This window comes from Streptomyces sp. NPDC047108 (genome assembly GCF_040643575.1).
In the GTDB taxonomy this organism is placed as follows: Bacteria; Actinomycetota; Actinomycetes; order Streptomycetales; family Streptomycetaceae; genus Streptomyces.
In genome coordinates this window covers 1-20,978 of sequence record NZ_JBEYUP010000014.1, presented here as the reverse complement: position 1 = coordinate 20,978, position 20,978 = coordinate 1, and the positions used below count along the sequence as shown (strand labels likewise).

The 20,978-nt window shown below is 72.1% G+C and carries 19 protein-coding genes; 11 read left to right on the top strand and 8 right to left on the bottom strand.

The features are described from left to right. Window positions 1–945 precede the first annotated feature (945 nt). The 3 genes from ABZ822_RS23850 to ABZ822_RS23840 are packed head-to-tail and all read left to right on the top strand — an operon-like array spanning window position 946 to window position 4,426. Window positions 946–1,758 carry an SAM-dependent methyltransferase gene (locus ABZ822_RS23850; protein ID WP_360857724.1) on the top strand — a complete coding sequence of 271 codons (813 nt, stop codon included), beginning with the start codon at window positions 946–948 and terminating at the stop codon, window positions 1,756–1,758. Continuing rightward, entirely contained in the window at window positions 1,755–3,929 is a 2,175-nt protein-coding gene (locus ABZ822_RS23845; RefSeq protein WP_360857721.1) for an EAL domain-containing protein, read from the top strand. Before ABZ822_RS23850 ends, ABZ822_RS23845 begins: the two co-directional genes overlap by 4 nt. Beyond that, window positions 3,926–4,426 carry a hypothetical protein gene (locus tag ABZ822_RS23840; RefSeq protein ID WP_360857718.1) on the top strand — a complete coding sequence of 167 codons (501 nt, stop codon included), beginning with the start codon at window positions 3,926–3,928 and terminating at the stop codon, window positions 4,424–4,426. The genes ABZ822_RS23845 and ABZ822_RS23840 overlap by 4 nt, the downstream gene beginning before the upstream one ends. Before the next feature lie 129 nt (window positions 4,427–4,555). Here the strand turns inward: ABZ822_RS23840 and ABZ822_RS23835 are convergent, their stop codons facing one another. Together ABZ822_RS23835 and ABZ822_RS23830 are read right to left on the bottom strand one after the other, a co-directional pair. Continuing rightward, window positions 4,556–5,584: a rod shape-determining protein gene (locus ABZ822_RS23835; RefSeq protein WP_360857715.1), complete on the bottom strand. Its 1,029-nt coding sequence runs from the start codon at window positions 5,582–5,584 to the stop codon at window positions 4,556–4,558. Between the two features lie 336 nt (window positions 5,585–5,920). Next, window positions 5,921–6,133, bottom strand: a complete 213-nt coding sequence (locus ABZ822_RS23830) for a dodecin (protein ID WP_360857712.1) — start codon at window positions 6,131–6,133, stop codon at window positions 5,921–5,923. A gap of 138 nt (window positions 6,134–6,271) precedes the next feature. Here ABZ822_RS23830 and ABZ822_RS23825 point away from each other — a divergent pair, with 138 nt between their 5' ends. The 3 genes from ABZ822_RS23825 (at window position 6,272) to ABZ822_RS23815 (ending at window position 8,603) form a co-directional block, all read left to right on the top strand. Beyond that, entirely contained in the window at window positions 6,272–7,048 is a 777-nt protein-coding gene (locus tag ABZ822_RS23825) for a GNAT family N-acyltransferase (RefSeq protein WP_360857709.1), read from the top strand. Window positions 7,049–7,089: 41 nt separating this feature from the next. Next, window positions 7,090–8,112 (top strand): lysophospholipid acyltransferase family protein, encoded by a 1,023-nt coding sequence (locus tag ABZ822_RS23820; protein ID WP_360857705.1) that lies wholly within the window; start codon window positions 7,090–7,092, stop codon window positions 8,110–8,112. Between the two features lie 122 nt (window positions 8,113–8,234). Then, window positions 8,235–8,603 (top strand): DUF427 domain-containing protein, encoded by a 369-nt coding sequence (locus ABZ822_RS23815; protein WP_360857702.1) that lies wholly within the window; start codon window positions 8,235–8,237, stop codon window positions 8,601–8,603. Window positions 8,604–8,657: 54 nt separating this feature from the next. Here ABZ822_RS23815 and ABZ822_RS23810 read toward each other — a convergent pair whose 3' ends face one another. Continuing rightward, the gene (locus tag ABZ822_RS23810; protein WP_360857699.1) at window positions 8,658–9,224 is read right to left on the bottom strand and encodes a nucleoside deaminase; all 567 of its coding nucleotides are present in this window, start codon (window positions 9,222–9,224) and stop codon (window positions 8,658–8,660) included. Between the two features lie 92 nt (window positions 9,225–9,316). On the opposite strand from ABZ822_RS23810, the gene ABZ822_RS23805 reads away from it, so the two are divergent. Beyond that, the gene (locus tag ABZ822_RS23805; protein WP_360857696.1) at window positions 9,317–10,291 is read left to right on the top strand and encodes an antibiotic biosynthesis monooxygenase; all 975 of its coding nucleotides are present in this window, start codon (window positions 9,317–9,319) and stop codon (window positions 10,289–10,291) included. Between the two features lie 136 nt (window positions 10,292–10,427). Further along, a complete protein-coding gene (locus tag ABZ822_RS23800; RefSeq protein ID WP_360857693.1) occupies window positions 10,428–11,810 on the top strand; it encodes an FAD-binding oxidoreductase in 1,383 nt (460 codons plus the stop codon). 32 nt (window positions 11,811–11,842) lie between these two features. Here ABZ822_RS23800 and egtD read toward each other — a convergent pair whose 3' ends face one another. The 5 genes from egtD to ABZ822_RS23775 form a co-directional block, all read right to left on the bottom strand. Next, complete coding sequence (egtD, locus tag ABZ822_RS23795; protein ID WP_360857690.1) at window positions 11,843–12,814, bottom strand: L-histidine N(alpha)-methyltransferase; 972 nt, start codon at window positions 12,812–12,814, stop codon at window positions 11,843–11,845. Beyond that, entirely contained in the window at window positions 12,811–13,569 is a 759-nt protein-coding gene (egtC, locus tag ABZ822_RS23790) for an ergothioneine biosynthesis protein EgtC (protein ID WP_360857687.1), read from the bottom strand. The genes egtD and egtC overlap by 4 nt, the downstream gene beginning before the upstream one ends. A gap of 43 nt (window positions 13,570–13,612) precedes the next feature. Next, window positions 13,613–14,962 (bottom strand): ergothioneine biosynthesis protein EgtB, encoded by a 1,350-nt coding sequence (gene egtB / locus ABZ822_RS23785; RefSeq protein ID WP_360857684.1) that lies wholly within the window; start codon window positions 14,960–14,962, stop codon window positions 13,613–13,615. Further along, window positions 14,959–16,233, bottom strand: a complete 1,275-nt coding sequence (egtA, locus tag ABZ822_RS23780) for an ergothioneine biosynthesis glutamate--cysteine ligase EgtA (RefSeq protein ID WP_360857681.1) — start codon at window positions 16,231–16,233, stop codon at window positions 14,959–14,961. The genes egtB and egtA overlap by 4 nt, the downstream gene beginning before the upstream one ends. 170 nt (window positions 16,234–16,403) lie before the next feature. Next, window positions 16,404–17,345 (bottom strand): LysR family transcriptional regulator, encoded by a 942-nt coding sequence (locus tag ABZ822_RS23775; protein ID WP_360857678.1) that lies wholly within the window; start codon window positions 17,343–17,345, stop codon window positions 16,404–16,406. 139 nt (window positions 17,346–17,484) lie between these two features. Between ABZ822_RS23775 and ABZ822_RS23770 the strand changes: the two genes are divergently transcribed. From ABZ822_RS23770 to ABZ822_RS23760, 3 genes are read left to right on the top strand one after another with little or no spacing between them, the layout of a single operon-like run. Next, on the top strand, window positions 17,485–18,186 hold the full coding sequence (locus ABZ822_RS23770) for a succinate dehydrogenase cytochrome b subunit (RefSeq protein ID WP_360857675.1): 702 nt from the start codon (window positions 17,485–17,487) through the stop codon (window positions 18,184–18,186). A gap of 1 nt (window position 18,187) precedes the next feature. Further along, window positions 18,188–20,134, top strand: a complete 1,947-nt coding sequence (locus tag ABZ822_RS23765) for a fumarate reductase/succinate dehydrogenase flavoprotein subunit (RefSeq protein WP_360857672.1) — start codon at window positions 18,188–18,190, stop codon at window positions 20,132–20,134. Then, entirely contained in the window at window positions 20,131–20,880 is a 750-nt protein-coding gene (locus tag ABZ822_RS23760; RefSeq protein WP_360857669.1) for a succinate dehydrogenase/fumarate reductase iron-sulfur subunit, read from the top strand. Before ABZ822_RS23765 ends, ABZ822_RS23760 begins: the two co-directional genes overlap by 4 nt. Window positions 20,881–20,978: the final 98 nt, after the last annotated feature.

Genomic DNA, 20,978 nt, shown 5'->3' with positions numbered 1-20,978 from the left:
GTGTCGGTGTCGGGGTGGCAACGGGCTTGTCGGCGGGGGGTTTTGGAGTCGGACGGGCCGGCTTCGGCGGCGGGGCCGGGGGCCGAGGGGCCGTCGTGACGCGCGGCGGCGCGGGCCGCGGCGGGGCGGGCGGCCGCGGCGCGGCCGGCGGAGGCGGCGGGGGAGGAGGCGCGGCCTTGCGGCACTTGATGCCCGACACCGCGCCACCGGGGCCGGCGGACGCCACCATCTCTGGTACGGACCCCTCGCAGAATTCGAATTCGGCGACAGCGCCTCCCGCGGAGGCCGTCGCCCGTACTTCAGGACCGTCCCAAGCGGCGGCGGATTGTTCCACCATCCCCACGGTCAACGCTGCTGCGGCCACCCCGAGTCCTGCGCTCGCGGCGACAACCCCCACCCGGTGCCATGTGCTCACGCGGGAAATCTGTACAGCTGCGGTGCTGTTCACCCGGGAACCCGGCGCAATTCCCCCTGTGGGATGGATCTTCGGCGTGCCGGGTTTGGGAACCGATAGGGGAGCCCGGCCCGTACCGAACGGATGTGCAGGTGCTTTCCCGTCTCCCCGGTGGCCGGATCCCGCTCTCTTCGGAGCGCCGAGCGGCTGCCGCCTCCGGGGCGGGCGGAACCCAACTCCTGGACAGCGGGGAGCACTTCGTCCATATGACTCTGAGCACACTTACGGGGTACGTGGGAGGGTGGAGGCTTTGCGGATGCACTCGCGTCGCGCCGTCACGTCCAGCGGGAACCGTCGTGTGCGAAGGGGGCGGGAACGGATTCGCGCCCGCCCCGGTGTGCGCGCGGGCGCACATGCCCATGGTTATTGACGGGAACGGACCGTAGATTTCCGTTTGGTGTTCCCCTGTTCACGGGCGATCAGTAGCCTCAGCTCAGACACCGGCATGCACATGGCCGGACCAACCATGGCAGACGAGCTGGAGAACATTGATGGATCGTCCATCCTGGGCCCCCCAGGGAATCGACCTTTCTGTGCCGAGCGTGTCCCGCATCTACGACTACTACCTGGGCGGCTCGCACAACTTCGAGGTCGACCGGGAAGCCGCGCGCAAGGCGATCGAGATCATGCCGGGCCTGCCCAAGATCATGCAAGCGAATCGCGCATTCATGCGACGCGCCGTGGGCTACGCCGTGGACCACGGCATCACCCAATTCCTCGACATAGGCTCGGGGATACCCACGTTCGGCAACGTCCATGAGGTCGCCCAGACCCTGAGTCTCGGCGCCCGCGTCGTGTACGTGGACAACGACCCCGTGGCGGTGGCGCACAGCGGCGCCGTCCTCGGCGGCAACCCCGACGCCGGGATCGTCGCGGCCGATCTGCGCAAGCCGCGGGAGATCCTCGACAGCCCCGAGGTGTCCCGGCTCCTCGACCTCGGCAAGCCCGTGGCGCTGCTTCTCGTCGCCGTCCTGCACTTCCTGCCCGAGGAGGAGGACCCGCGGGCCGCGGTCGCCGAACTGCGCGACGCCCTCGCCCCGGGCAGCCTCCTGGTGCTGACCCACGCCTCGACGGAGGGCGGCCCCATCTCCGAGGAGCAGGGCGACCAGGTGCAGGGCGTGTACAAGAAGGCGAGTTCACCGCTCGTCATGCGCACCCGCGCGCAGGTCGACCGGTTCTTCGACGGATTCGAGTACGTGGAGCCCGGACTCGTCTCGATGCCGCACTGGCGGCCCGACACCCCGCCCGAGCACGAGGACCCGATGGCCTTCACCGGTTTCGCAGGAGTGGGGCGCAAGGCGTGACAAGACGGCCCTCCGAATCCGGGCAGCCGGACAGAGACGGTCCACGGGACGGGCCCGAGGACCGGCTGCGCCGTTTCGCGAGAATCTGGAGCCGGGCGATCTACCCGGCCACGGCCACGTCCATGACCCGGGCCGAGTTCGAGGACTACCTGATCCCGCTCGCCCGGACCCTGCGCGAGGCCCTCACGGCACGGCCCTTCGACCCGACTCCCGCGCTGGACATCGGTACCGCGCTCGTCGCGGCCCACTGCACCGACCCGGGAGCCCTGCCGCGCTCGCTCGGCGTCGTCGACTCCTATCTGGTCCTCTACTGCTCGCCGGGAGACCACTTCCCCGCCGAGGAGAGCCGCGCCCGCTGCGCGCGGCTGCAGCACGCCATCGCCGCGGGCTTCGCCCAGGCCCTGCGCGAACGGACCCTGATCGAGCAGGAGGCGGTCTCCCGTGCCGCGTTGACCGCGCAGGCCGACGCCGAGAAGGCGCTGCACGCCAGTGAGGCGCTCTTCCGCGCGGTCTTCGAGGGTGCGGCGATCGGCATCGGGATCGCCGACATGAACGGCGACATCATCGACGTCAACCAGGCGCTGACGCAGATGTTCGGCGGCCCCGAGGAGCACGTCCGCAGCAGGAAGGTCACCGACTGGGCGCACCCCGAGGACGAGCCGGGCGTGTGGAACCTGCAGCGGGAGGTGGCGCGCGGCGAGCGCGACCACTACCGCGCCGAGAAGCCGTACTACCGCTCCGACGGCACCGTGTTGTGGACCAACCTCACGGTGTCGCTGCTGCGGGACAACGCGGACCGGCCGCAGTACATGCTGGCGCTGATGGAGGACATCACCGAACGGCGGCTGCTGCACGAGCAGTTGCGGTACGAGGCGACGCACGACGCGCTCACCGGGCTGCCCAACCGCACGCTCTTCTTCGAGCGTCTGGAGGCGGCCCTGGCCGAGCGGGACGGAGTGGCCCGGTTCGGTCTGTGCTACCTCGACCTGGACGGGTTCAAGGCGGTCAACGACAGCCTCGGCCACGCGGTCGGCGACCAGATGCTGGTGGCCGTCGCTGACCGGCTGCAGACCTGCCTGACCTCGCCCGACCAGTTGATCGCGCGGATCGGCGGCGACGAGTTCGTCGCCCTGATCGTGGACCCGGACAGCCAGGACGACGTCACGGCTCTCGCACACCGGATCCTCGACGCGCTCTCCGAGCCCGTACGGCTCGAAGGCCGGGACCTGCTGGTCCGCGGCAGCATCGGCATCGTCGACGGGCCGGCGGGGGAACTCGGCCCGGAGGAGGTGCTGCGCAGCGCGGACATCACGATGTACCGGGCGAAGGCCGCGGGCGGCAACCGCTACGAGCACGCCGACCCCGAGGCCGACGTGCTGGCCATCACCAAGTACGGCCTCGTCAACAGCCTGCCGATGGCTCTGGAGCGCGGCGAGTTCTTCATCGAGTACCAGCCGCTCGTACGCCTCTGCGACGGGACGGTTCACGGCGCCGAGGCCCTGGTGCGCTGGTGCCATCCGCTGCGCGGCGTGCTCGGCCCCGACCAGTTCATACCGCTGGCCGAGAACACCGGGCTCATCGTGCCGCTCGGCCGCTGGGTGCTGTCCGAGGCCGTACGGCAGGCCAGGGACTGGCAGTTCGAGGGGTGCGAGGGCCCGCTGCGGGTCAATGTGAACCTCTCGCCGTTCCAGCTCCGCCACCCCGGTCTCGTCCGCGACACGGTGGAGGTGCTGAAGGAGGCCGGGGTCGAACCGACCGCGCTGTGCCTCGAAGTCACCGAGAGCGCGCTGATCGGAGCCGACGAGACCTTACTGCGACCGCTGCGGCAGCTCGCCGACCTCGGCGTCGACATCGCTCTCGACGATTTCGGCACCGGCTACTCCAACCTGTCCAACTTGCGCCGCATGCCCCTGAGTACGCTCAAACTCGACCGATCGTTCACCCGGGGCATGCAGCACGACCCGGCGGACCCGATCGACGTCAAGATCGTGGAGGGCGTGGTGTCGCTGGCCCACACCCTCGATCTCGCGGTCACGGTGGAGGGGGTCGAAACGGGCGCGCAGGCCGAGCACTTGAAGGTCCTCGGCTGCGACACCGCCCAGGGCTGGTACTACGCCCGCCCCGGCCCGCCCGAGCGCCTGCACGCCCTGTCCCTGGTGGACGCCTCATGACAGCGCAGGGAAGGGCGGGTGTCAGGCCGATCGCCGTCTTCGACCTGGACGGGACCCTCTCCGACACCGCACACCGGCAGCAGTTCCTCGAGCGGCGCCCGCGCGACTGGAACGCCTTCTTCGCCGCGGCGGCTCAGGACCCGCCGCTCGCCGAAGGCGTCGCGCTGGCCCTGAGCAGTGCCGAGGAGTGCGAGGTCGTGTACGTGACGGGACGGCCCGAGCGGTGCCGCCGCGACACCCTGGCGTGGCTGGAGCAGCAGGGCCTGCCGCGGGGCCGGTTGTTCATGCGGCGCGAGAGCGACCGCAGGCCCGCCCGTGCGGTCAAACCCGAGATCCTGCGCGCGCTCACCCGCGGCCGGGAGATCCGCCGCTTCGTGGACGACGACGAGCTGGTCTGCGACGCCGTCGAGCGCGCCGGCTTCCCTGTCGTACGGGCCCGCTGGGCCGAGGCGTCGGCCGCGCTGCGGGACGCCCAGGAGCGCCAGGGCCGCACCTGACCGCACACCCGTGAGCACCCACCGGAGAACGCGCACCGATCCCGGTTCCCGCGCGAGGGAACCGGGACCGGTTGCGTTTCGGGGGCCGTTACGGCACCGGCGCGGGCGCCCGGACGGCCGTGTCCGCCGTCAGCTCGCGAGCGGATCCAGGTGCAGCGGCCGGACCTTGCCCTCCAGCATCGCCCCCAGTCCGCGTACGGCGCAGGTGTCGGGGCGCTCGGCGGTGTGCGCGGGCATGCCGGTCGCGCGGCTCAGCATGGTGTCCAGTCCGGGCAGCAGCGCGCTGCCGCCGGCGAGCATGATGCCGCGGTCGGAGAGGTCGGCGACCAGGTCCGGGGGGCAGCGGCGGAGCACCGAGCGGATGCCGTCGAGCACTCCGGTGAGCGGGGTGCCGATGGCCCGCCGTACGCCCGCGGTGTCCACGACGACGGATCGGGCGAGGCCGGTGGCCACGTCCCTGCCGTGCACCTCGGCCCGGTCCGGGGACTCGTCCGTCGCGTGCAGGACCAGGTGCAGCGGGCGCACCGCCAGGTTGGGGAGCATCAACTCGTGCTCGCTGCGCAGGTGTTCCACCACCGCGTGGTCGATGGAGTTGCCGCCCACCGGAATGGTCTCGGCGGCGACGATCGATCCCAGGGAGAGCACGGCCACCTGGCTGGTCGCCGCCCCGCAGACCACGATCATCGTGGCTTCCGGCTGTTCGACGGGCAGTCCGCATCCTACGGCCGCGCAGATCAGGGTGTCGGCCAGCTCCACACGGCGCGCGCCGAGCGCGGTGAGCGTCTCCACCGCGGCGCGCTGGGTCAAGGGCTCGCTGTCGTGCGGAGTGCAGGCCGCGATCCGCAGGGTCGGCTTGCGCCGCCACGCCTTGCGGAGCTTGTTGCCGATGAGCTGACGGAGCATCCGCTGCGCCATGTCGATGTCGACGACGGTGCCGCCGGAGACGGGGCGGACGACCCGGATGTGCTCCGGGGTGCGGCCGGTCATCTTCTCGGCCAGTTCGCCGACGGCGAGCAGCGCGCCGGTGCGGGTGTTCACGGCGGCCACGCTGGGCTCGTCGACGACCAGGCCGGTGCCCTTCAGGTACACCCTGGTCCTGCAGGCACCGAGGTCGACGGCGACCGAGCAACGGCGCAACTGCTCAAGGCTTCCGGGCACGTGGGTCCTCCCCAGCGAGAACGTAGCGGAAAGCGCGGTGGATGCCGCCCTTTTTCCAGCTTGCCCGCTTTCCTCTTTATATGCCCGATCTCCTGGGCCGCCCGGGCGATGAACACCCCGAACGGAGGAGCCCGCCGAGCCGGACCCCCGGGCGCGTGCCGAGCCGGCGCCGAGGGTCGCGTAGGGGGCCGCCTCGCGGTCGGTACGAAGCCGCTTCGGTGCCGCGTACCGGGCCGGAGCGGAACGCGTTCGCGGGGTGTACCGGTGCCGCGTTTCGCGGGTGTGCCGGTGCCGCGTTCGCGTGGATCAGGAGCCTGCTCGCAGGAGCCCCCGCGCTCAGCCCTCCTCGAGCCGGAAGCCGACCTTCAGCCCCACCTGGAAGTGCTCGATCTCGCCGTCCACGATGTGCCCGCGGACCTGCGTCACCTCGAACCAGTCGAGTTGGCGCAGGGTCTGCGACGCGCGCTTGATCCCGTTGCGGATGGCCGCGTCGACGCCCTCGGGCGAGGACCCGACGATCTCGGTGACCCGGTAGGTGTGATCGGTCATGGCCTCTCCCTGGTGACGGGCCCCGGCGGGGCCGTTTTCCCCTGCTCCGTCCACCGTGCCCCAGCCATTCAGCCACCGCACATCCGCCGAACCCGAAACGGTCACGTGGGGGCCAGCCGGCGCGGCCATCAAGGACCTATGACGACCTCACCGCCCCTGGCCCGCGCGCCACGCGCCACCGCCACGCGCCCCCGCTACTCCGTCTCCCTCGCCCGCGACGAGCACGACGTACGGGCCGCCCAGCGCCTGCGCCACGACGTCTTCGCCGGAGAGATGGGGGCGCTGCTGTCCTCGTCGGAGCCCGGACTCGACGTCGACGCCTTCGACGCGTACTGCGACCACCTCCTCGTACGGGAGGACAGCACCGGCGCCGTCGTCGGCACCTACCGGCTGCTGCCGCCCGGACGGGCCGCCGTCGCCGGGCGCCTCTACTCCGAGTCGGAGTTCGACCTCTCCGCGCTGGCCGGGATCCGCGGCGACCTCGTCGAGGTCGGGCGCTCGTGCGTGCATCCCGGCCACCGTGACGGCGCCGTCATCTCCCTCATGTGGGCCGGGATCGCCCGCTACCTCACCGAGGCCGGGCACAACTGGCTCGCCGGCTGCTGCTCGATCCCGCTCACCGACGGCGGCGCCCTTGCCGCGGGCGTCCGGGACACCGTCTCGGCCCGGTACCTCTCGCCCGCCGAGTACCGCGTCACCCCGCACCTGCCCTGGCACCCCGGCGCGGCGACCGCCTCCGCCCGCCCCCCGCTGCCGCCGCTCCTCCGCGGCTATCTGCGGCTCGGGGCCTGGGTGTGCGGCGAGCCCGCGCACGACCCGGACTTCGGGGTCGCGGATCTGTTCGTGCTGCTCTCCCTGCGCCGTACGGACCCGCGCTATCTGCGCCACTTCCTCTCCCTGGCCCCGGCGCCGTGAGCGGCGCGAGCGCGACCGCCGGGCCGGGACGCGGGCCCGGCGTGAGCCCCTGGCTCCCGACCGCGCCCTGCACGCCCGTGGACTGCCTGGCGGACCCCGCTCCGGTGGTCGCCGGCCCGCGGCGGGCCCTGAGGTGGCTCGCGGTCGCGGCCGTGCTGCTCGTGGGGATCGGGCTCTCGCCTCTGGCCCGGCGGTGCTCCCCGGCCCGGCGTGACCGGCTCACCGCCCGCTGGTGCCGCGCCGTGGTGGCGGCCTTCGGTGTACGGACCGAGATCAGGGGCGGGGAGGGCGCCGGGCCGGTCCGCATACCCGGCGGCACCCTTGTCGTGGCCAATCACATCTCGTGGCTGGACGTACCGCTGCTCGCCTCGGTGCGGCCCGGCCGGAACCTCGCCAAGAGCGAGGTCGCCGCCTACCCGCTCCTCGGGCCCCTCGCCGCCCGGGGAGCGACGATCCTCCTCGAACGGGAGCGGCTGCGGGCGCTGCCGGGGACCGTCGCCGAGATGGCCGGGGCCCTGCGCGCGGGCTCGACGGTCGTGGCCTTCCCCGAGGGCAGCACCTGGTGCGGCCGTGCGTACGGACGCTTCCGGCATGCCGTCTTCCAGGCCGCCCTCGACGCCGGTGCGCCCGTCCGGCCCGTACGGATCCGCTACCGCCTGCGAGGTCCGGCCGGAACCCGTACGGCTCCGGCGGCCGCGTTCGTCGGCGAGGACACCCTCCTGGCCTCGCTGCGCCGGGTCGTCGCGGCCCGGGGTCTGGTGGCCGAGGTGACGCTGCTGCCGCCCCTTCCGCCGGCAGCCCGCCAGGACCGGAGGACGCTGGCCCGGGCCGCACACGCCGCGGTGGCGGGCGGGGCGCGGACGGACGAGGCGGCGGAAGCACCAGAGGCAGCAGGACCGATGGCGGCCGGGCCCGGTCCGTACGGGGTCCATGCGCCCCCGCACATCTCGCCAGCCGCCGCAACCCGGGCCGCCACCGCAGCGCCGCCCGCGACACGGGCCCCCACCGCCGTACCGTCCGCACGGGCCGGAGCGGACCGGGCCGCCGCCGTCCCCCGCCCCTGACCGGGCGCCGCGGTCCTTCCGCGCACGGGTCCGCGGAATCAGGGTCCCGGCCGGAGCGTTGGGGAAGATACGGCCCGGAGCCGCCCCGGCTTCGGGAGCCCGACGAGCGAAGGAGCAGACGGATGGCAGGCGGACACACCGTCGAAGCGGTTTCCGGCACGCAGCGGATCACGGTCCGGATCGGCGACCGGGTCGTCGCGGCATCGGACCGCCCCGTGCTGGTGCACGAGACCGGGATGCCGGTCCGCTACTACCTGCCGCCGCAGGACGTGGCCCTGGAGCTCTTCGAGCCCACCGCCACCAGCACCCACTGTCCGTTCAAGGGCGACGCCTCGTACTGGTCGTACCGCGACGGCGACGGCCGGGTCAGGGCTGATGTCGTGTGGGCCTACCCGGACCCGCTGCCCGCCGTCGCGCTGATCAAGGACCACCTGTGCTTCTACGACTCCGAGGCCGAGATCGCCGTCGACGCCCCCGCCGGCAAGGGGTGACGCCGGGCGGGGGCGGCAAGGGAGCCCGCGGCTGACGGGCTGTCAGGACGGGTCTCAGTACGGGTGCTTGTCCTTCTTGTGCTCCCAGGCGTCGTAGGCCCGGGCCCCCACCTCGGGGAAGAGCTGCTCGACCTTGATGCTGCGTTCGCTGGTGGGCCGCTGGAAGTCCTCGTACTGGAAGGCGTCGCTGAACCCGATCTCCTCGGTGGCCTCCCAGTCGCAGCTGTAGTAGACCGCGCCGATCCGCGACCAGTAGATCGCGCTCATGCACATGGGGCACGGTGCGCCGCTGGTGTAGATCGTGCAGCCCTGCAGCATCCGCGCGCGCTCGGGGACGACGTCGGGGGAGCCCTCGGGGCGCGGTATCAACTCCAGTGTGAATTCGTTCTGATGCTCCTCCGAGACCGTGGGGGCCTCGGGGTTGAGGAGCGACACGGCCTTGCGGATGGCCTCGACCTCGCCGTGCGCGGTGGGGTCGGCGGTCAGCAGGACGCGGTTCTGGCCGCGGGCGATGATCTCGTCGTCCTGGGTGATCACGGAGCCGAATGGCCCGCCCCAGCCCTTCTCCACGGATTCGGTGGCGAGTCGCGCCGCCTCGGCCAGGAACTCCTTGTGTCCCATCTCCGTGCCTCCCGTTCTGCGTGATGCGCTGGGAATATGACCCTGCTTGCACCAATTTGCCGCATAAATGCCCACGGCGCTACGCTGGTGGGGTGAATCGAAGCGCGAGCCGCACAGCACGCGAGGACGGCGCAACGGTGGTGACCTCGCAGAAGGTTCGCCCGGGCTTCGACGACGACTACCAGAGCTGGCAGGAGAAGACGAACCGGGTCGTCCAGCGTTTCGAGGGCTTCGAGGGCACCGAGCTGTATCCGCCGGGAGCCGGGGCCGAGAACGAGTGGACCGTCGTTTTCCGCTTCTCCCGTCTGGACCAGCTCACCGCCTGGCTCGACTCGGGAACGCGCCGTGAACTCCTCGACGAGGAACGGCCGTTGCTGGAGGAGGAGCCCCGGCAGGAAGTGCTCGCGGGCGGTGCCCCGGCCGAGGAGACCGGTGTCACGGCGGTGATCTCCCACGAGGTGCCGCCCCGGCACGAAGAGGACTTCGAGCGGTGGCAGGACAAGGTCCTGAAGGCGCAGCAGTCCTTCCCCGGCTTCAAGGGGTCGGAGATGTTCCGCCCGGTCGCCGGGGTCCAGGAGAACTGGGTCGTCGCGTTCCGGTACGACACCCGGGAGCACCTCGACGACTGGCTGAACTCCGGTGCGCGCAAGCGGCTCCTGGACGAGGGCGCCGACTACTTCAGGTCCTACGACGTGCGCAAGGTCGGCTCCGCCTTCAGCGGGTGGTTCCGCTTCGAGGAAGGGGCGGAGAAGGGGATTCCGCCCAACTGGAAGCAGGCCATGACGGTCGTGCTGGCGCTGTATCCGACGGTCATGGTCTTGAACCTGACGGTGGGATTCGAGCTCAACGACCTGGGCGTCCCCGCCTGGTTCGGGCTCTTCATCGGCAACATCTGCAGTGTCGCCATTCTGACCTGGGTTCTGATGCCGCTGGTGACCAGGTTGTTCGACCGATGGCTGGCGCCACGCGGACGGCCAGGCATCCGCGTCCATGTGCTGGGCGCTCTCGTCGTGGTGGCGTGCTACGCGGTGCTGCTCGTCATCTTCGGTCTGACCACGGCCGATTGACCGATCGGCGGGCGCCCGCGCCGATGCCGCACCCGCTCCCGACCGCGCGGCACCCCGTTCTCCGGCAGACTCCGTTCCGGCAGACTCTGACGCGCGGCAGGAGAAGCAGCGACGCAGCGGGGGCGAGGAGGCGGAGATGAGCGGACGGAGTCAGGCGGCCCCCGGAATCGAGGGCGAGATCCTGTGGCGGGGCGACCGGGGCTACGACCATGCCTGGGACGGGGTGTTGTGGAACCGGTTCAGGCCGCAGCGGTTTCCGGAGGCCATCGTCCGGGCCGTCTCCGAGCGCGACGTGCCGGCTGCCGTGGCCCTGGCCCGCTCCCGCGGCCTGCGTATCGCGATGCGCGCCGGCGGGCACAGCTGGTGCGGCTCACCCCTGCGCGACGGCGGCATGCTGCTGGACCTCTCGCGGCTCCGCCGCTGGGACATCGACACCGCGTCCGCCACCGCCACCGTCCAGCCCGGTGTCATCGGCAGCGAACTCGCGATGGAACTGATGCACCGTGAACTCGCCTTCCCCGCCGGCCACTGCGCTTCCGTCGCGCTCGGCGGCTATCTCCTCAGCGGCGGCCTCGGCTGGAACTCCGGGCTCTGGGGCCCTGCCTGCGCGAGCGTCGAGGAGGTCGAGGTGGTGACGGCGGAGGGAGAGACGGTCCGGTGCAACGCCGATGAGCACCCGGACCTGTTCTGGGCGGCCCGGGGTGCCGGGCCCGGCTTCTTCGGCGTGGTCACCTCCTTCCGGCTGCGGCTGTACCCGCGCCCGTCCTCCGTGATGACCACCCTGTACGTCCTTCCGCTGGCCGAGACCGGCCCTGCCGTCCGCTGGGCCGTCGAGGCATCCCACCGCCTGCCGCCCAACGTCGAACTGAGCTTCTTCCTGGGCACGGCCGACCCCTCCCTGGCGAAGGACGGGCCGCCGCCCAGGGCCGTCACCGTCAGCGCGACCGCGTTCGCGGACTCGGACCGGGAGGCCGCAGCGGCCCTCGAACCGCTCCGGGACTGCCCGTTCGCCTCCCGCGCCCTCTCCCGGCAGATCGCCGAGCCGACCCCGCTCGACACCCTGTACGGGGCATCGAGCGAGGCATGGCCCGCGGAACACCGCTACGCCGCCGACACCCTCTGGTCCGACGCCCCCTTCGAGACCCTGCTGACGCGGCTCGCCACGGCCGTCGAGGCGGCCCCGACCGACAAGGCCCTCGTCCTCGCGCCCGTCGCCCCCGTGGGCCGAAAGCGGGAACTCACCGCGGACATGGCCTTCTCCGCGCTCGGCGAGAGCTACGTCGTCCCGTTCGCGGTCTGGGACGACCCGGCGGAGGACGAGGCCAACATCCGCTGGCTCCGCGAGACCATGCGCTCCGTCGAACCGCTCGGCACCGGCCACTACATCGCCGAGACCGACCTCACGGCCGACGCCTCGCGCGCCCGCCGGTCGTACGCCCCGGAGGACTGGGACCGGCTGCAGAAGGTCCGCGCCGCGTACGACCCCCAGGGCGTCTTCCACACGTATCCGGCGCCCTGAGGTCGTACCTGCGTGAACGGGCTACGGCACCGTCAGCGACCGTCGGCGGTGGACGCCAGCGAGAGCGCGAACCGGCCCTCCTCGTCCGTCCACCAGCGCCGCAACTCCAGTCCCGCCGCACCGAGTTCGGAGCGCACCCGGTACTCGCGGAACTTGGCGGACACCTCCGTCCGCATCTCCTCGCCCTCCGCGAACGACACCGCCAGATCGAGGGACCGGATCTTGGCGGTGAGCGCCGTCCGCGCGCGCAGCCGCATCTCGATCCACTCGTTCTCGCTGTCCCACACGGCGACGTGGTCGAAGGCGTCCGGGTCGAAGTCGGCCCCCAGTTCGCGGTTCATCACGGTGAGCACGTTCTTGTTGAAGGCCGCGGTGACCCCGGCGGAGTCGTCGTAGGCGGCCACCAGGGTGCCTTCGTCCTTCACCAGGTCGGTGCCGAGCAGCAGGAAGTCGCCCGGCGTCATCAGCGAGCCGACGATGCCGAGGAACGCCGCGCGCTCGTCGGGCAGCAGATTGCCGATGGTGCCGCCGAGGAACGCGATCAGCCGCGGACCCGGTGTATCGGGCAGCGTCAGACCGTTCTGGAAGTCCGCCACCAGGGCGTGCACCGTCAGGTCCGGGTGCTCCGTGAGCAGGCTCTCGCCGGCCTGCGTCAGGGCCGACTCGCTGACGTCCACGGGGACGTACGCCTCCAGGCCGGAGAGGGCCTCCAGGAGGACGCGGGTCTTCTCCGAGGAGCCCGAGCCCAGTTCGACGAGCGTGCGCGCGGCGGTGGCCTGGGCGATGTCACCGGCGCGACGGGTGAGGATCTCCCGCTCGGCACGCGTCGGGTAGTACTCCGGCAGCCGGGTGATGTCCTCGAACAGGTCGCTGCCGTGGGCGTCGTAGAACCACTTGGGCGGAAGCTGCTTGGGGTCGCGGGTGAGCCCGTGCCGGACGTCGGACCGCAGAGCGGCGGCGGTGGCATCGGCGGGCAGGGTGCGGGTGACGGTGAACGGGCTCACGTGCTCGGCTCCTTGAGAGGTGTCAGGAGTACGTCGGTGCGGGTCGCGGTGAGAAGGGTGCGGTCGGGGACCGCGCTCCAGCGGGCGTCGTCGTCGTACGGCTCGGAGGCCACGGTCACGGCACGACGCTCGCTGTCGGTGAGATACCACAAGGTGTCGCCCCACGCCGTGGCGACGATCGACGTCCCGTCGGTGAGCAGCAGGTTCAGCCGCGCCTCCGGGGCGGCCTCCGCCACCGCGGCGACGGCGTCAGCCAGGCCCTGCCCGGGCTCGTCCCCGGTCCGCAGCCGGTGGAGGACGAGCGCCCAGACGAACGCGGAGTCCGTACGGGCCTCCATGCCCAGCAGGTCGACGGCTGGGAGCGTGGCGGCGGGGCCGGCCATCGACTCGGGCCAGCCGGGTATCGCCCCGTTGTGGCTGAACAGCCAGGGACCGGAGGCGAAGGGTGCGGCGGCGGCCTCCCCGTCCGCGCCGGCCAGGGTCGCGTCGCGCACGGCCGCGAGCAGCGCGGTGGTGCGTACGACACGGGCGAGGTCGGTGAACGCACCGTCGGCCCAGACGGGGACGGCCCGGCGGTAACGGGCGGGCACGGGGTCGTCCCCGGCGTACCAACCCACGCCGAAACCGTCGGCGTTGACGGTCCCGTAGCGCTGGTGGCGCGGCGCCCAGGACTGCCGGAACAGGCTGTGCTCCGGGGCGGACACGACCGCGCCGACCGTCGTCTCCGGTCCCACGTAAGCGAGATGACGGCACATCAGAACCGGCCCCCTCGGACCTCGGCGGGGACCGGCGGGGTCCTCACGCCGCCTCCGGACCGGCGTCGCGGGCCGTACGGAAACCGGAGAAGATCTGCCGCCGCACCGGCAGGTCCCAGTTGCGGAACGTGCCCCGGCACGCCACCGCGTCCACCGCGAAGCTCCCGCCCCGCAGCACCTTGTGACCAGGGCCGAAGAAGACCTCCGAGTACTCCCGGTACGGGAAGGCCGCGAAGCCCGGGTAGGGCAGGAAGTCGCTGGACGTCCACTCCCACACGTCGCCCATCAACTGCCGTACGCCCAGCGGCGACGCGCCCTCCGGATAGCTGCCGACCGGGGCGGGCTGCAGATGACGCTGGCCGAGGTTGGCGTGCTCGGGCGCGGGATCGGCGTCGCCCCACGGGTAGCGCCGCGAGCGGCCGGTGGCCGGGTCGTGCCGGGCCGCCTTCTCCCACTCCTCCTCCGTGGGCAGCCGGCGCCCGGCCCAGCGGGCGTACGCGTCGGCCTCGTACCAGCTCACGTGCAGCACCGGCTCGTCGGCGGGGACGGGTTCGGTCACCCCGAACCGGCGGCGCAGCCAGGTCCCGCCGCCGTCGCGGCGCCAGAACAGCGGGGCGGCCAGGCCGTGTTCGCGGATGTACGCCCAGCCCTCCGGCGCCCACCAGCGGGCGTCGTCGTAGCCGCCGTCGTCGATGAAGCGCTCGTAGGCGCCGTTGCTGACGGGAACGGTGTCGATGAAGAAGGCGGGCACGTCCCGGTGGTGGGCCGGGCGTTCGTTGTCCAGGGCCCACGGCTCGGTCGAGGTGCCCATGGCGAACGGGCCTCCGGCGACGAGGACTTCGGACCGCAGGGCGGTGCTGCCCGCGGGCGCGCGGGGCGGCGGGGGAGCGCTGAGCGCCGCGGGACCGCGCCGGAGCTGGTGCGTGATGAGCATCGTCTCGTCGTGCTGCTGCTCGTGCTGCGCGACCATCCCGAAGGCGAACGCGGCGTCGACCAGGCGGTCGCCGCCCAGCGGCGCGGTCTGCAGCACGTCGAGTACGCGGTTGCGGACGTCGGCGACGTAGGCGCGGGCTTCGTCCGGCGGCAGCAGGGGGAGGGAGGGACGCTCGGCGCGGGGGTGCTCGAAGGCGTCGTAGACCTTGTCGATGTCCGGGCGCAGCGCGTCGCGTCCGCCGACGGCGCGCAGCAGCCACAGCTCCTCCTGGTTCCCGATGTGCGCCAGGTCCCAGACCAGCGGCGACATCAAGGGCGAGTGCTGGGCGCTGAGTTCGGGCTCGTCGACGCAGGTGGTGAGGGTGGCGGTGCGCTCGCGAGCGGTGGCGAGGGCGTCGGCTGCGCGCTGCCGAAGCGTTTCCGCATCCCCGAGGGGAGCGGGCCCTGTGGCGGCGGTCATGAGGGGTCTTCCTTCCCTGAACAAGGGTCGAGCAGGTCGTCGGCGGGACATCGTCCGCGCAGGACGTAGCGGTCGGCGAAGGCGGCGACCTCCTCCTGGAGCGAGGCGGAGGCACCGAGCCGGGGCAGCGCCTCCTGCGCCACGGTGAACGCGGTCACCGCTGCGGCGTGCAGTTCCGGATCGGTGAGGGCGTCCCGCGCCGCGGTCTCCCACAGCGGGTTCCGGGGCGCGGGGCGGAACCCCGCCACCTCGGCCAGCGGTTTGACGGACCGGTAGACGGCTTCGGACGCCTCCGGGTCGTCGAACAGGGCCGCCGTGACCGCCAGCGGGACATGCCACCCGTCCTCGCCGGACTGGGCGTCGATCATGCGCAGTTCCAGATGGCCGCGCGGCCGGACCGGCGGGAAGAGGGTGGTGATGTGGTAGTCGAGGTCGTCCAGTGTGGGCGTCCGCGGAAGCCCGCCCCGGATCCACTCACGGAACGTGAGGTCGTGGGGTACGGTCCACGGGCCGTCCTCGCGGCGTACGCACATCACGGGCGCCTCGAGCACGTACGCCGCCCAGTCCGCCCGCGGGCTGAACCCGTCGACGGGTGCCTGGGAACGGCCCGGGTCGATCTGGGACCAGACGGCCTGGCGGGTGGAGCGCCAGCCGGTGCGTGCCCCCTCCCGGATCGGGGAGTTGGCGAAGGCGGCGACCAGGACGGCGCCCAGGAGGTGGGCGAGCCGCCAGCGTCGCGCGTAGCCCAGCGGGCCCGGCTCCTCGTGGCCCGCGTCCAGGCAGACCTGCACGGAGGCGGAGGAGCACATCATGGCGCGGCCGGCAGGGCCGCGGCGGTCGAAGTACGCCTCCATGGCGGCGTAGCGCGGCTGGTCGAGGAGGCGGTGCGGCGGAATGACCGGTTCGCTTCCATGGCCCACGAGCCCGAGGCCGTGGGTGCGCAGATCGGCGCGGACGAGGGCGAGATCGGCCGCGGCCCCCTCGATGCACGCGGTGAGGGAACCGGCCGGTGGCGGGCTCAGTTCGAGCTGGCCGCCGGGTTCGAAGGTGAGCGGGGACCGGAGCGACAGCGCGCGCAGGCCGGTGACGGCGGCGGCGTGCCGGTCGGGGTCGACGGGAAGGGAGGGATCGCTGAGATCCCGGACGAAAAACTCCAGTTCGACACCGATGCGACGGGGCGGCCCCGTCTTGAAGCAGATGCCGTGGACGTGCGCCTGGGCCTCGGCCTGTGTCAGCGCCCTGGCCCGGCTCGCCCGGTCTTCGTGAAGCACGGTCGGAACCTCCGTGGAAGGACCTCGTGCACCCGCCGCCCGCCGGCAAGGTGCTCCGTACCACCTAAGCGATCGAGGGACGCGCCCTCAAGTGGGCCGCGTCCCCCGGTCGGAACTCATGAGCCATGGGTCGGAAACGGATCGCCGGGACCGCGGGCGGGCCGTGCCCGTCACGCGGGAGCGATCAGTTCCGTTCCTCCTGGAAGCCTGCCCCGGTCCGCGGCCTCCCGCAAATGGACGAGGAGGACCCGCCGCAGCTCGCGGGCGGCCCGGGGCGGGGCCACGTCCGTACGGTGGGCCAGGGCGATGGTGCGCTGCAGGCCGGGCGGGGCGAACGGGGTCGTCCTCAGTCCCGGGGCCGCCCGCTCGGCCACCATGCTGGGCAGGACGGCCACGCCCAGGCCCGCCCGGACGAAACCCAGCACGGCGTCCATCTCGCCGCCCTCGACCGTGAAGACGGGCTCGAAACCGGCGGCCCGGCAGGCGGTCACTGTCAGGTCCCTCAGGTCGTAGCCGTGCCGGAACATCACCATCGGCCGGTCGCGCAGGTCGGAGGGGTGGACCGGACCCCCGCCGCCCGGTGGGGGCGTGGTGGCCGGGGAGACCACCACCAGGTCCTCACGGAGCAGTTCCGTGGTGGTCAGGGCGGGGGAGGGGCCGGTCAGCGGCAGCACCACCAGCGCGAGGTCCAGGGCGCCGCGGGCCAGGTCGCGTACGAGGTCGTGCGAGCCGCTCTCCTCCAGCTCCAGCCGGATGGCCGGATGCAGGTCGTGGAAGGCGCGCAGCACGTCCGGGAGGAGGCCTGTGCACAGGCTCGGGGTGGCGCCGAGGCGTACCCGGCCGCTGCGGAGCTGGACGAGTTCCTGCACCTCGTAGCGGGCCGTCTCGGTGTCGGCCAGGATGCGCCGGGCGAGTGGCAGCAGTGCCTCACCCGCGTCGGTGAGCGCGATGTTGCCCCGGGCACGGCTGAACAGCTCGGCCCCCAACTCCCGCTCCAGTGCTCTGATCTGCTGCGACAGCGAGGGCTGCGCCACGTGGACGCGTTCGGCGGCCCGGGTGAAGTGGCGGGTCTCGGCCACGGTCACGAAGTAGAGAAGCTGCTGGAACTGCACCCTCGAAACGATAGGGAATCTCTATGCAGAATGCCAGGCTCATAGATATTCTCCACCCTGCATGGATAGGTAGCAGCTATCGAAATCAGGCTGACCATGTCTTGGACCTGTCGAGATGGGATCCCTAGCGTCTGGAGACATGGCACTCGCGAGCCGGGCGTCCCGGCCCACCCTCCTCCGCCTGATCTGGCGGTCGACCGTCGGGAAGAAGGCGGTCATGGCCACCACGGGCCTGGTCATGCTGCTCTACCTCGTCGTCCACATGCTCGGCAATCTCAAGATCTTCTTCGGGGCCGGGGAGTTCAACGCCTATGCGGCCTGGCTGCGCACGGCCGGATCCCCCGTCCTGCACGAGAGCTGGCTCCTCTGGATCGCCCGCGCCGCGCTCGGCACCGCCGTCGTCCTCCACGTCGTCGCCGCCTACCAGCTCAGCCGGCGCGACATCGCCGCACGGCCCAGCGGCTACGCCCACCCCCGCCGGCGAGCGAGCTACGCGACCCGCACCATGCGCTGGGGCGGCGTCATCCTCGGGCTCTTCGTCGTCTGGCACATCCTCGACCTGACGACCCTGACCGTGAACCCGAGGGCGCAGGAGCACCATCCGTACGAGAACGTCGTCGCCTCCTTCTCCACCTGGTACGGCGGCGGCATCTACGTCGTCGCGATGCTCGCGCTGTGCCTGCACATCCACCACGGCTTCTGGAGCGCCGCCCAGACGCTCGGCGCGAACAGCGCGCGCCGCCATCGCACCCTGAAGGCCACGGCCACGGGGCTGTCGCTGATCCTGACCACCGGTTTCCTGAGCGTTCCGGTCGCCGTCATGACCGGGTTGGTGAGCTGACATGACCGCCTACGCCTCGTACACCACCGGCGAGCCGCTCGCCGACACCAAGGCCCCGTCCGCCGCCGTCGAACACCTCTGGGACCAGCGCCGGTTCGAGGCCGCACTGGTCAACCCGGCCAACCGCCGCGGACACACCGTCATCGTCGTCGGTACGGGACTGGCCGGCGGGGCCGCGGGCGCCACCCTCGCCGAACAGGGCTACCGCGTCGTGCAGTTCTGCTACCAGGACTCGCCCCGCCGCGCCCACTCCATCGCCGCCCAGGGCGGCATCAACGCCGCCAAGAACTACCGCAACGACGGTGACTCCGTCCGGCGGCTGTTCTACGACACCGTCAAGGGCGGCGACTTCCGCGCCCGCGAGGCGAACGTCCACCGCCTCGCCCAGGTCTCGGTGGAGATCATCGACCAGTGCGTGGCGCAGGGCGTGCCGTTCGCCCGCGAGTACGGCGGTCTGCTCGACACCCGTTCCTTCGGCGGCGTCCAGGTCTCCCGCACCTTCTACGCCCGCGGCCAGACCGGACAGCAACTCCTGCTGGGCGCCTACCAGGCGCTGTCGCGGCAGATCGCCGCCGGCCGCGTCGAGATGCACGCGCGCACCGAGATGCTCGACCTGATCGTCGCCGACGGGCGGGCCCGCGGCATCGTCGCCCGCGACCTGGTCACCGGCCGCATCGACGTGCACCTCGCCGACGCCGTCGTGCTCGCCACCGGCGGCTACGGCAACGTCTTCCACCTCTCCACCAACGCCAAGAACTCCAACGCGACCGCGATCTGGCGGGCGCACCGGCGCGGAGCCTGGTTCGCCAACCCCTGCTTCACCCAGATCCACCCCACGTGCATCCCGCGCTCCGGCCACCACCAGTCGAAGCTGACCCTGATGAGCGAATCACTGCGCAACGACGGGCGGATCTGGGTCCCGAGGAGCCGCGGCGACCGGCGCCCGCCGGCGGACATCCCCGAGGACGACCGCGACTACTTCCTGGAACGGCTCTACCCCTCGTTCGGCAATCTCGTACCGCGTGACATCGCATCCCGGGCGGCCAAGCACGTCTGCGACGAGGGCCACGGCGTCGGCCCCGGCGGGCAGGGGGTGTATCTCGACTTCGCGGACGCCCTCGCCCGGCTGGGCCGCGAGGCGGTCGAGGAGCGGTACGGGAACCTCTTCGAGATGTACGAGCGCATCACCGACGAGAACCCGTACGAGGCCCCGATGCGCATCTATCCGGCCGTCCACTACACGATGGGGGGACTGTGGGTCGACTACGACCTGCAGACCACCGTCCCCGGGCTGTTCGCCATCGGCGAGGCCAACTTCTCCGACCACGGCGCGAACCGCCTCGGCGCCAGCGCCCTCATGCAGGGCCTGGCCGACGGCTACTTCGTCCTTCCGCCGATGCTGGGCGACTTCCTCGCGCGCCATCCGCACACCCCGGTGCCTCCCGGCCATCCGGCCGTCGAGGAGGCGGTCGCCGACACCGAGGACCGGCTGCGTCTGCTGCTCGCGGTGGACGGCGACCGGACGCCGGAGTCGTTCCACCGCGAACTCGGCGAACTGCTCTGGGACGAGTGCGGCATGTCCCGTACGGGCAGCGGGCTGCGCAAGGCGCTCGACCGCATCCCCGCCCTGCGCGAGGAGTTCTGGCGGCGCGTCAGGATCCCGGGCACCGGCGACCGGCTCAACCAGTCGCTGGAGAAGGCCAACCGGGTCGCCGACCACCTCGAACTGGCCGAGCTGATGTGCCTCGACGCGCTGCACCGCACCGAGTCCTGCGGCGGCCACTTCCGCGAGGAGAGCCGGACCGAGGACGGCGAGGCCGTGCGCGACGACGCGCACTTCTCCTACGTCGCCGCCTGGGAGTTCACCCGCACCGGCGCCCCACCCGTCCTCCACCGTGAGGACCTGGTCTTCGACACCGTCCACCCCACCCAGCGGAGCTACGCATGAGGCTCACCCTGCGCATCTGGCGCCAGCCGGGACCGGCCGAGCCCGGTGCCATGACGTCGTACGAGGTCCGGGACATCTCGCCGGACATGTCCTTCCTGGAGATGCTCGACACCCTGAACGAGGAGCTGACCGAACGCGGTGAGGAGCCCGTCGCCTTCGACCACGACTGCCGTGAAGGCATCTGCGGCGCCTGCGGCATGGTCATCAACGGGCAGGCCCACGGTCCCCAACGCGCCACCACCGCATGCCAGTTGCACATGAGGCACTTCGAGGACGGCGACACGATCGACATCGAACCCTGGCGGGCCGCCGCGTTCCCGGTCGTCAAGGACCTCGTCGTCGACCGGTCCGCCTTCGACCGCGTCATCGGCGCGGGCGGCTGGATCACCGCGCCCACGGGCAGCGCTCCCGATGCCCACGCCACGGCCGTACCGAAGGAGGCGGCCGACACCGCCTTCGAGAACGCCGCGTGCATCGGCTGCGGGGCGTGCGTGGCGGCCTGCCCCAACGGTTCCGCGATGCTCTTCACGGCGGCGAAGGTGGTCCACCTGGGCGCGCTGCCGCAGGGTGCCCCCGAGCGGGAGAGCCGGGTGCTGGACATGGTGGAGGCCATGGACGCCGAGGGCTTCGGCGGCTGCACCAACACGGGCGAGTGCGCCACGGCCTGCCCGAAGGGCATCCCGCTGCCGAGCATCGCGGCGATGAACCGCGCATGGCTGCACGCGGCGGCCGGCTCCCGCCGCTGAACCGGGGGGGTGCCTCTATGTCTTTCGTCAAGCGAGGCGTGGGGTTCTGGGTTCGTAGAAGGTGCCGTCGCGGAGCATTGCGAACAGCACGTTGATCC

Excerpts from the sequence above, each read along its gene's own strand:
- ABZ822_RS23815 (WP_360857702.1), top strand. The coding sequence starts at position 8,235 with ATGGCAGGCGGACACACCGTCGAAGCGGTTTCCGGCACGCAGCGGATC.
- ABZ822_RS23760 (WP_360857669.1), top strand. The coding sequence starts at position 20,131 with ATGAGGCTCACCCTGCGCATCTGGCGCCAGCCGGGACCGGCCGAGCCC.
- egtC (WP_360857687.1), bottom strand. The coding sequence starts at position 13,569 with ATGTGCCGTCATCTCGCTTACGTGGGACCGGAGACGACGGTCGGCGCG.
- egtB (WP_360857684.1), bottom strand. The coding sequence starts at position 14,962 with ATGACCGCCGCCACAGGGCCCGCTCCCCTCGGGGATGCGGAAACGCTT.
- ABZ822_RS23830 (WP_360857712.1), bottom strand. The coding sequence starts at position 6,133 with ATGACCGATCACACCTACCGGGTCACCGAGATCGTCGGGTCCTCGCCC.
- ABZ822_RS23770 (WP_360857675.1), top strand. The coding sequence starts at position 17,485 with ATGGCACTCGCGAGCCGGGCGTCCCGGCCCACCCTCCTCCGCCTGATC.
- ABZ822_RS23840 (WP_360857718.1), top strand. The coding sequence starts at position 3,926 with ATGACAGCGCAGGGAAGGGCGGGTGTCAGGCCGATCGCCGTCTTCGAC.
- ABZ822_RS23810 (WP_360857699.1), bottom strand. The coding sequence starts at position 9,224 with ATGGGACACAAGGAGTTCCTGGCCGAGGCGGCGCGACTCGCCACCGAA.
- ABZ822_RS23800 (WP_360857693.1), top strand. The coding sequence starts at position 10,428 with ATGAGCGGACGGAGTCAGGCGGCCCCCGGAATCGAGGGCGAGATCCTG.
- ABZ822_RS23765 (WP_360857672.1), top strand. The coding sequence starts at position 18,188 with ATGACCGCCTACGCCTCGTACACCACCGGCGAGCCGCTCGCCGACACC.
- ABZ822_RS23825 (WP_360857709.1), top strand. The coding sequence starts at position 6,272 with ATGACGACCTCACCGCCCCTGGCCCGCGCGCCACGCGCCACCGCCACG.
- ABZ822_RS23850 (WP_360857724.1), top strand. The coding sequence starts at position 946 with ATGGATCGTCCATCCTGGGCCCCCCAGGGAATCGACCTTTCTGTGCCG.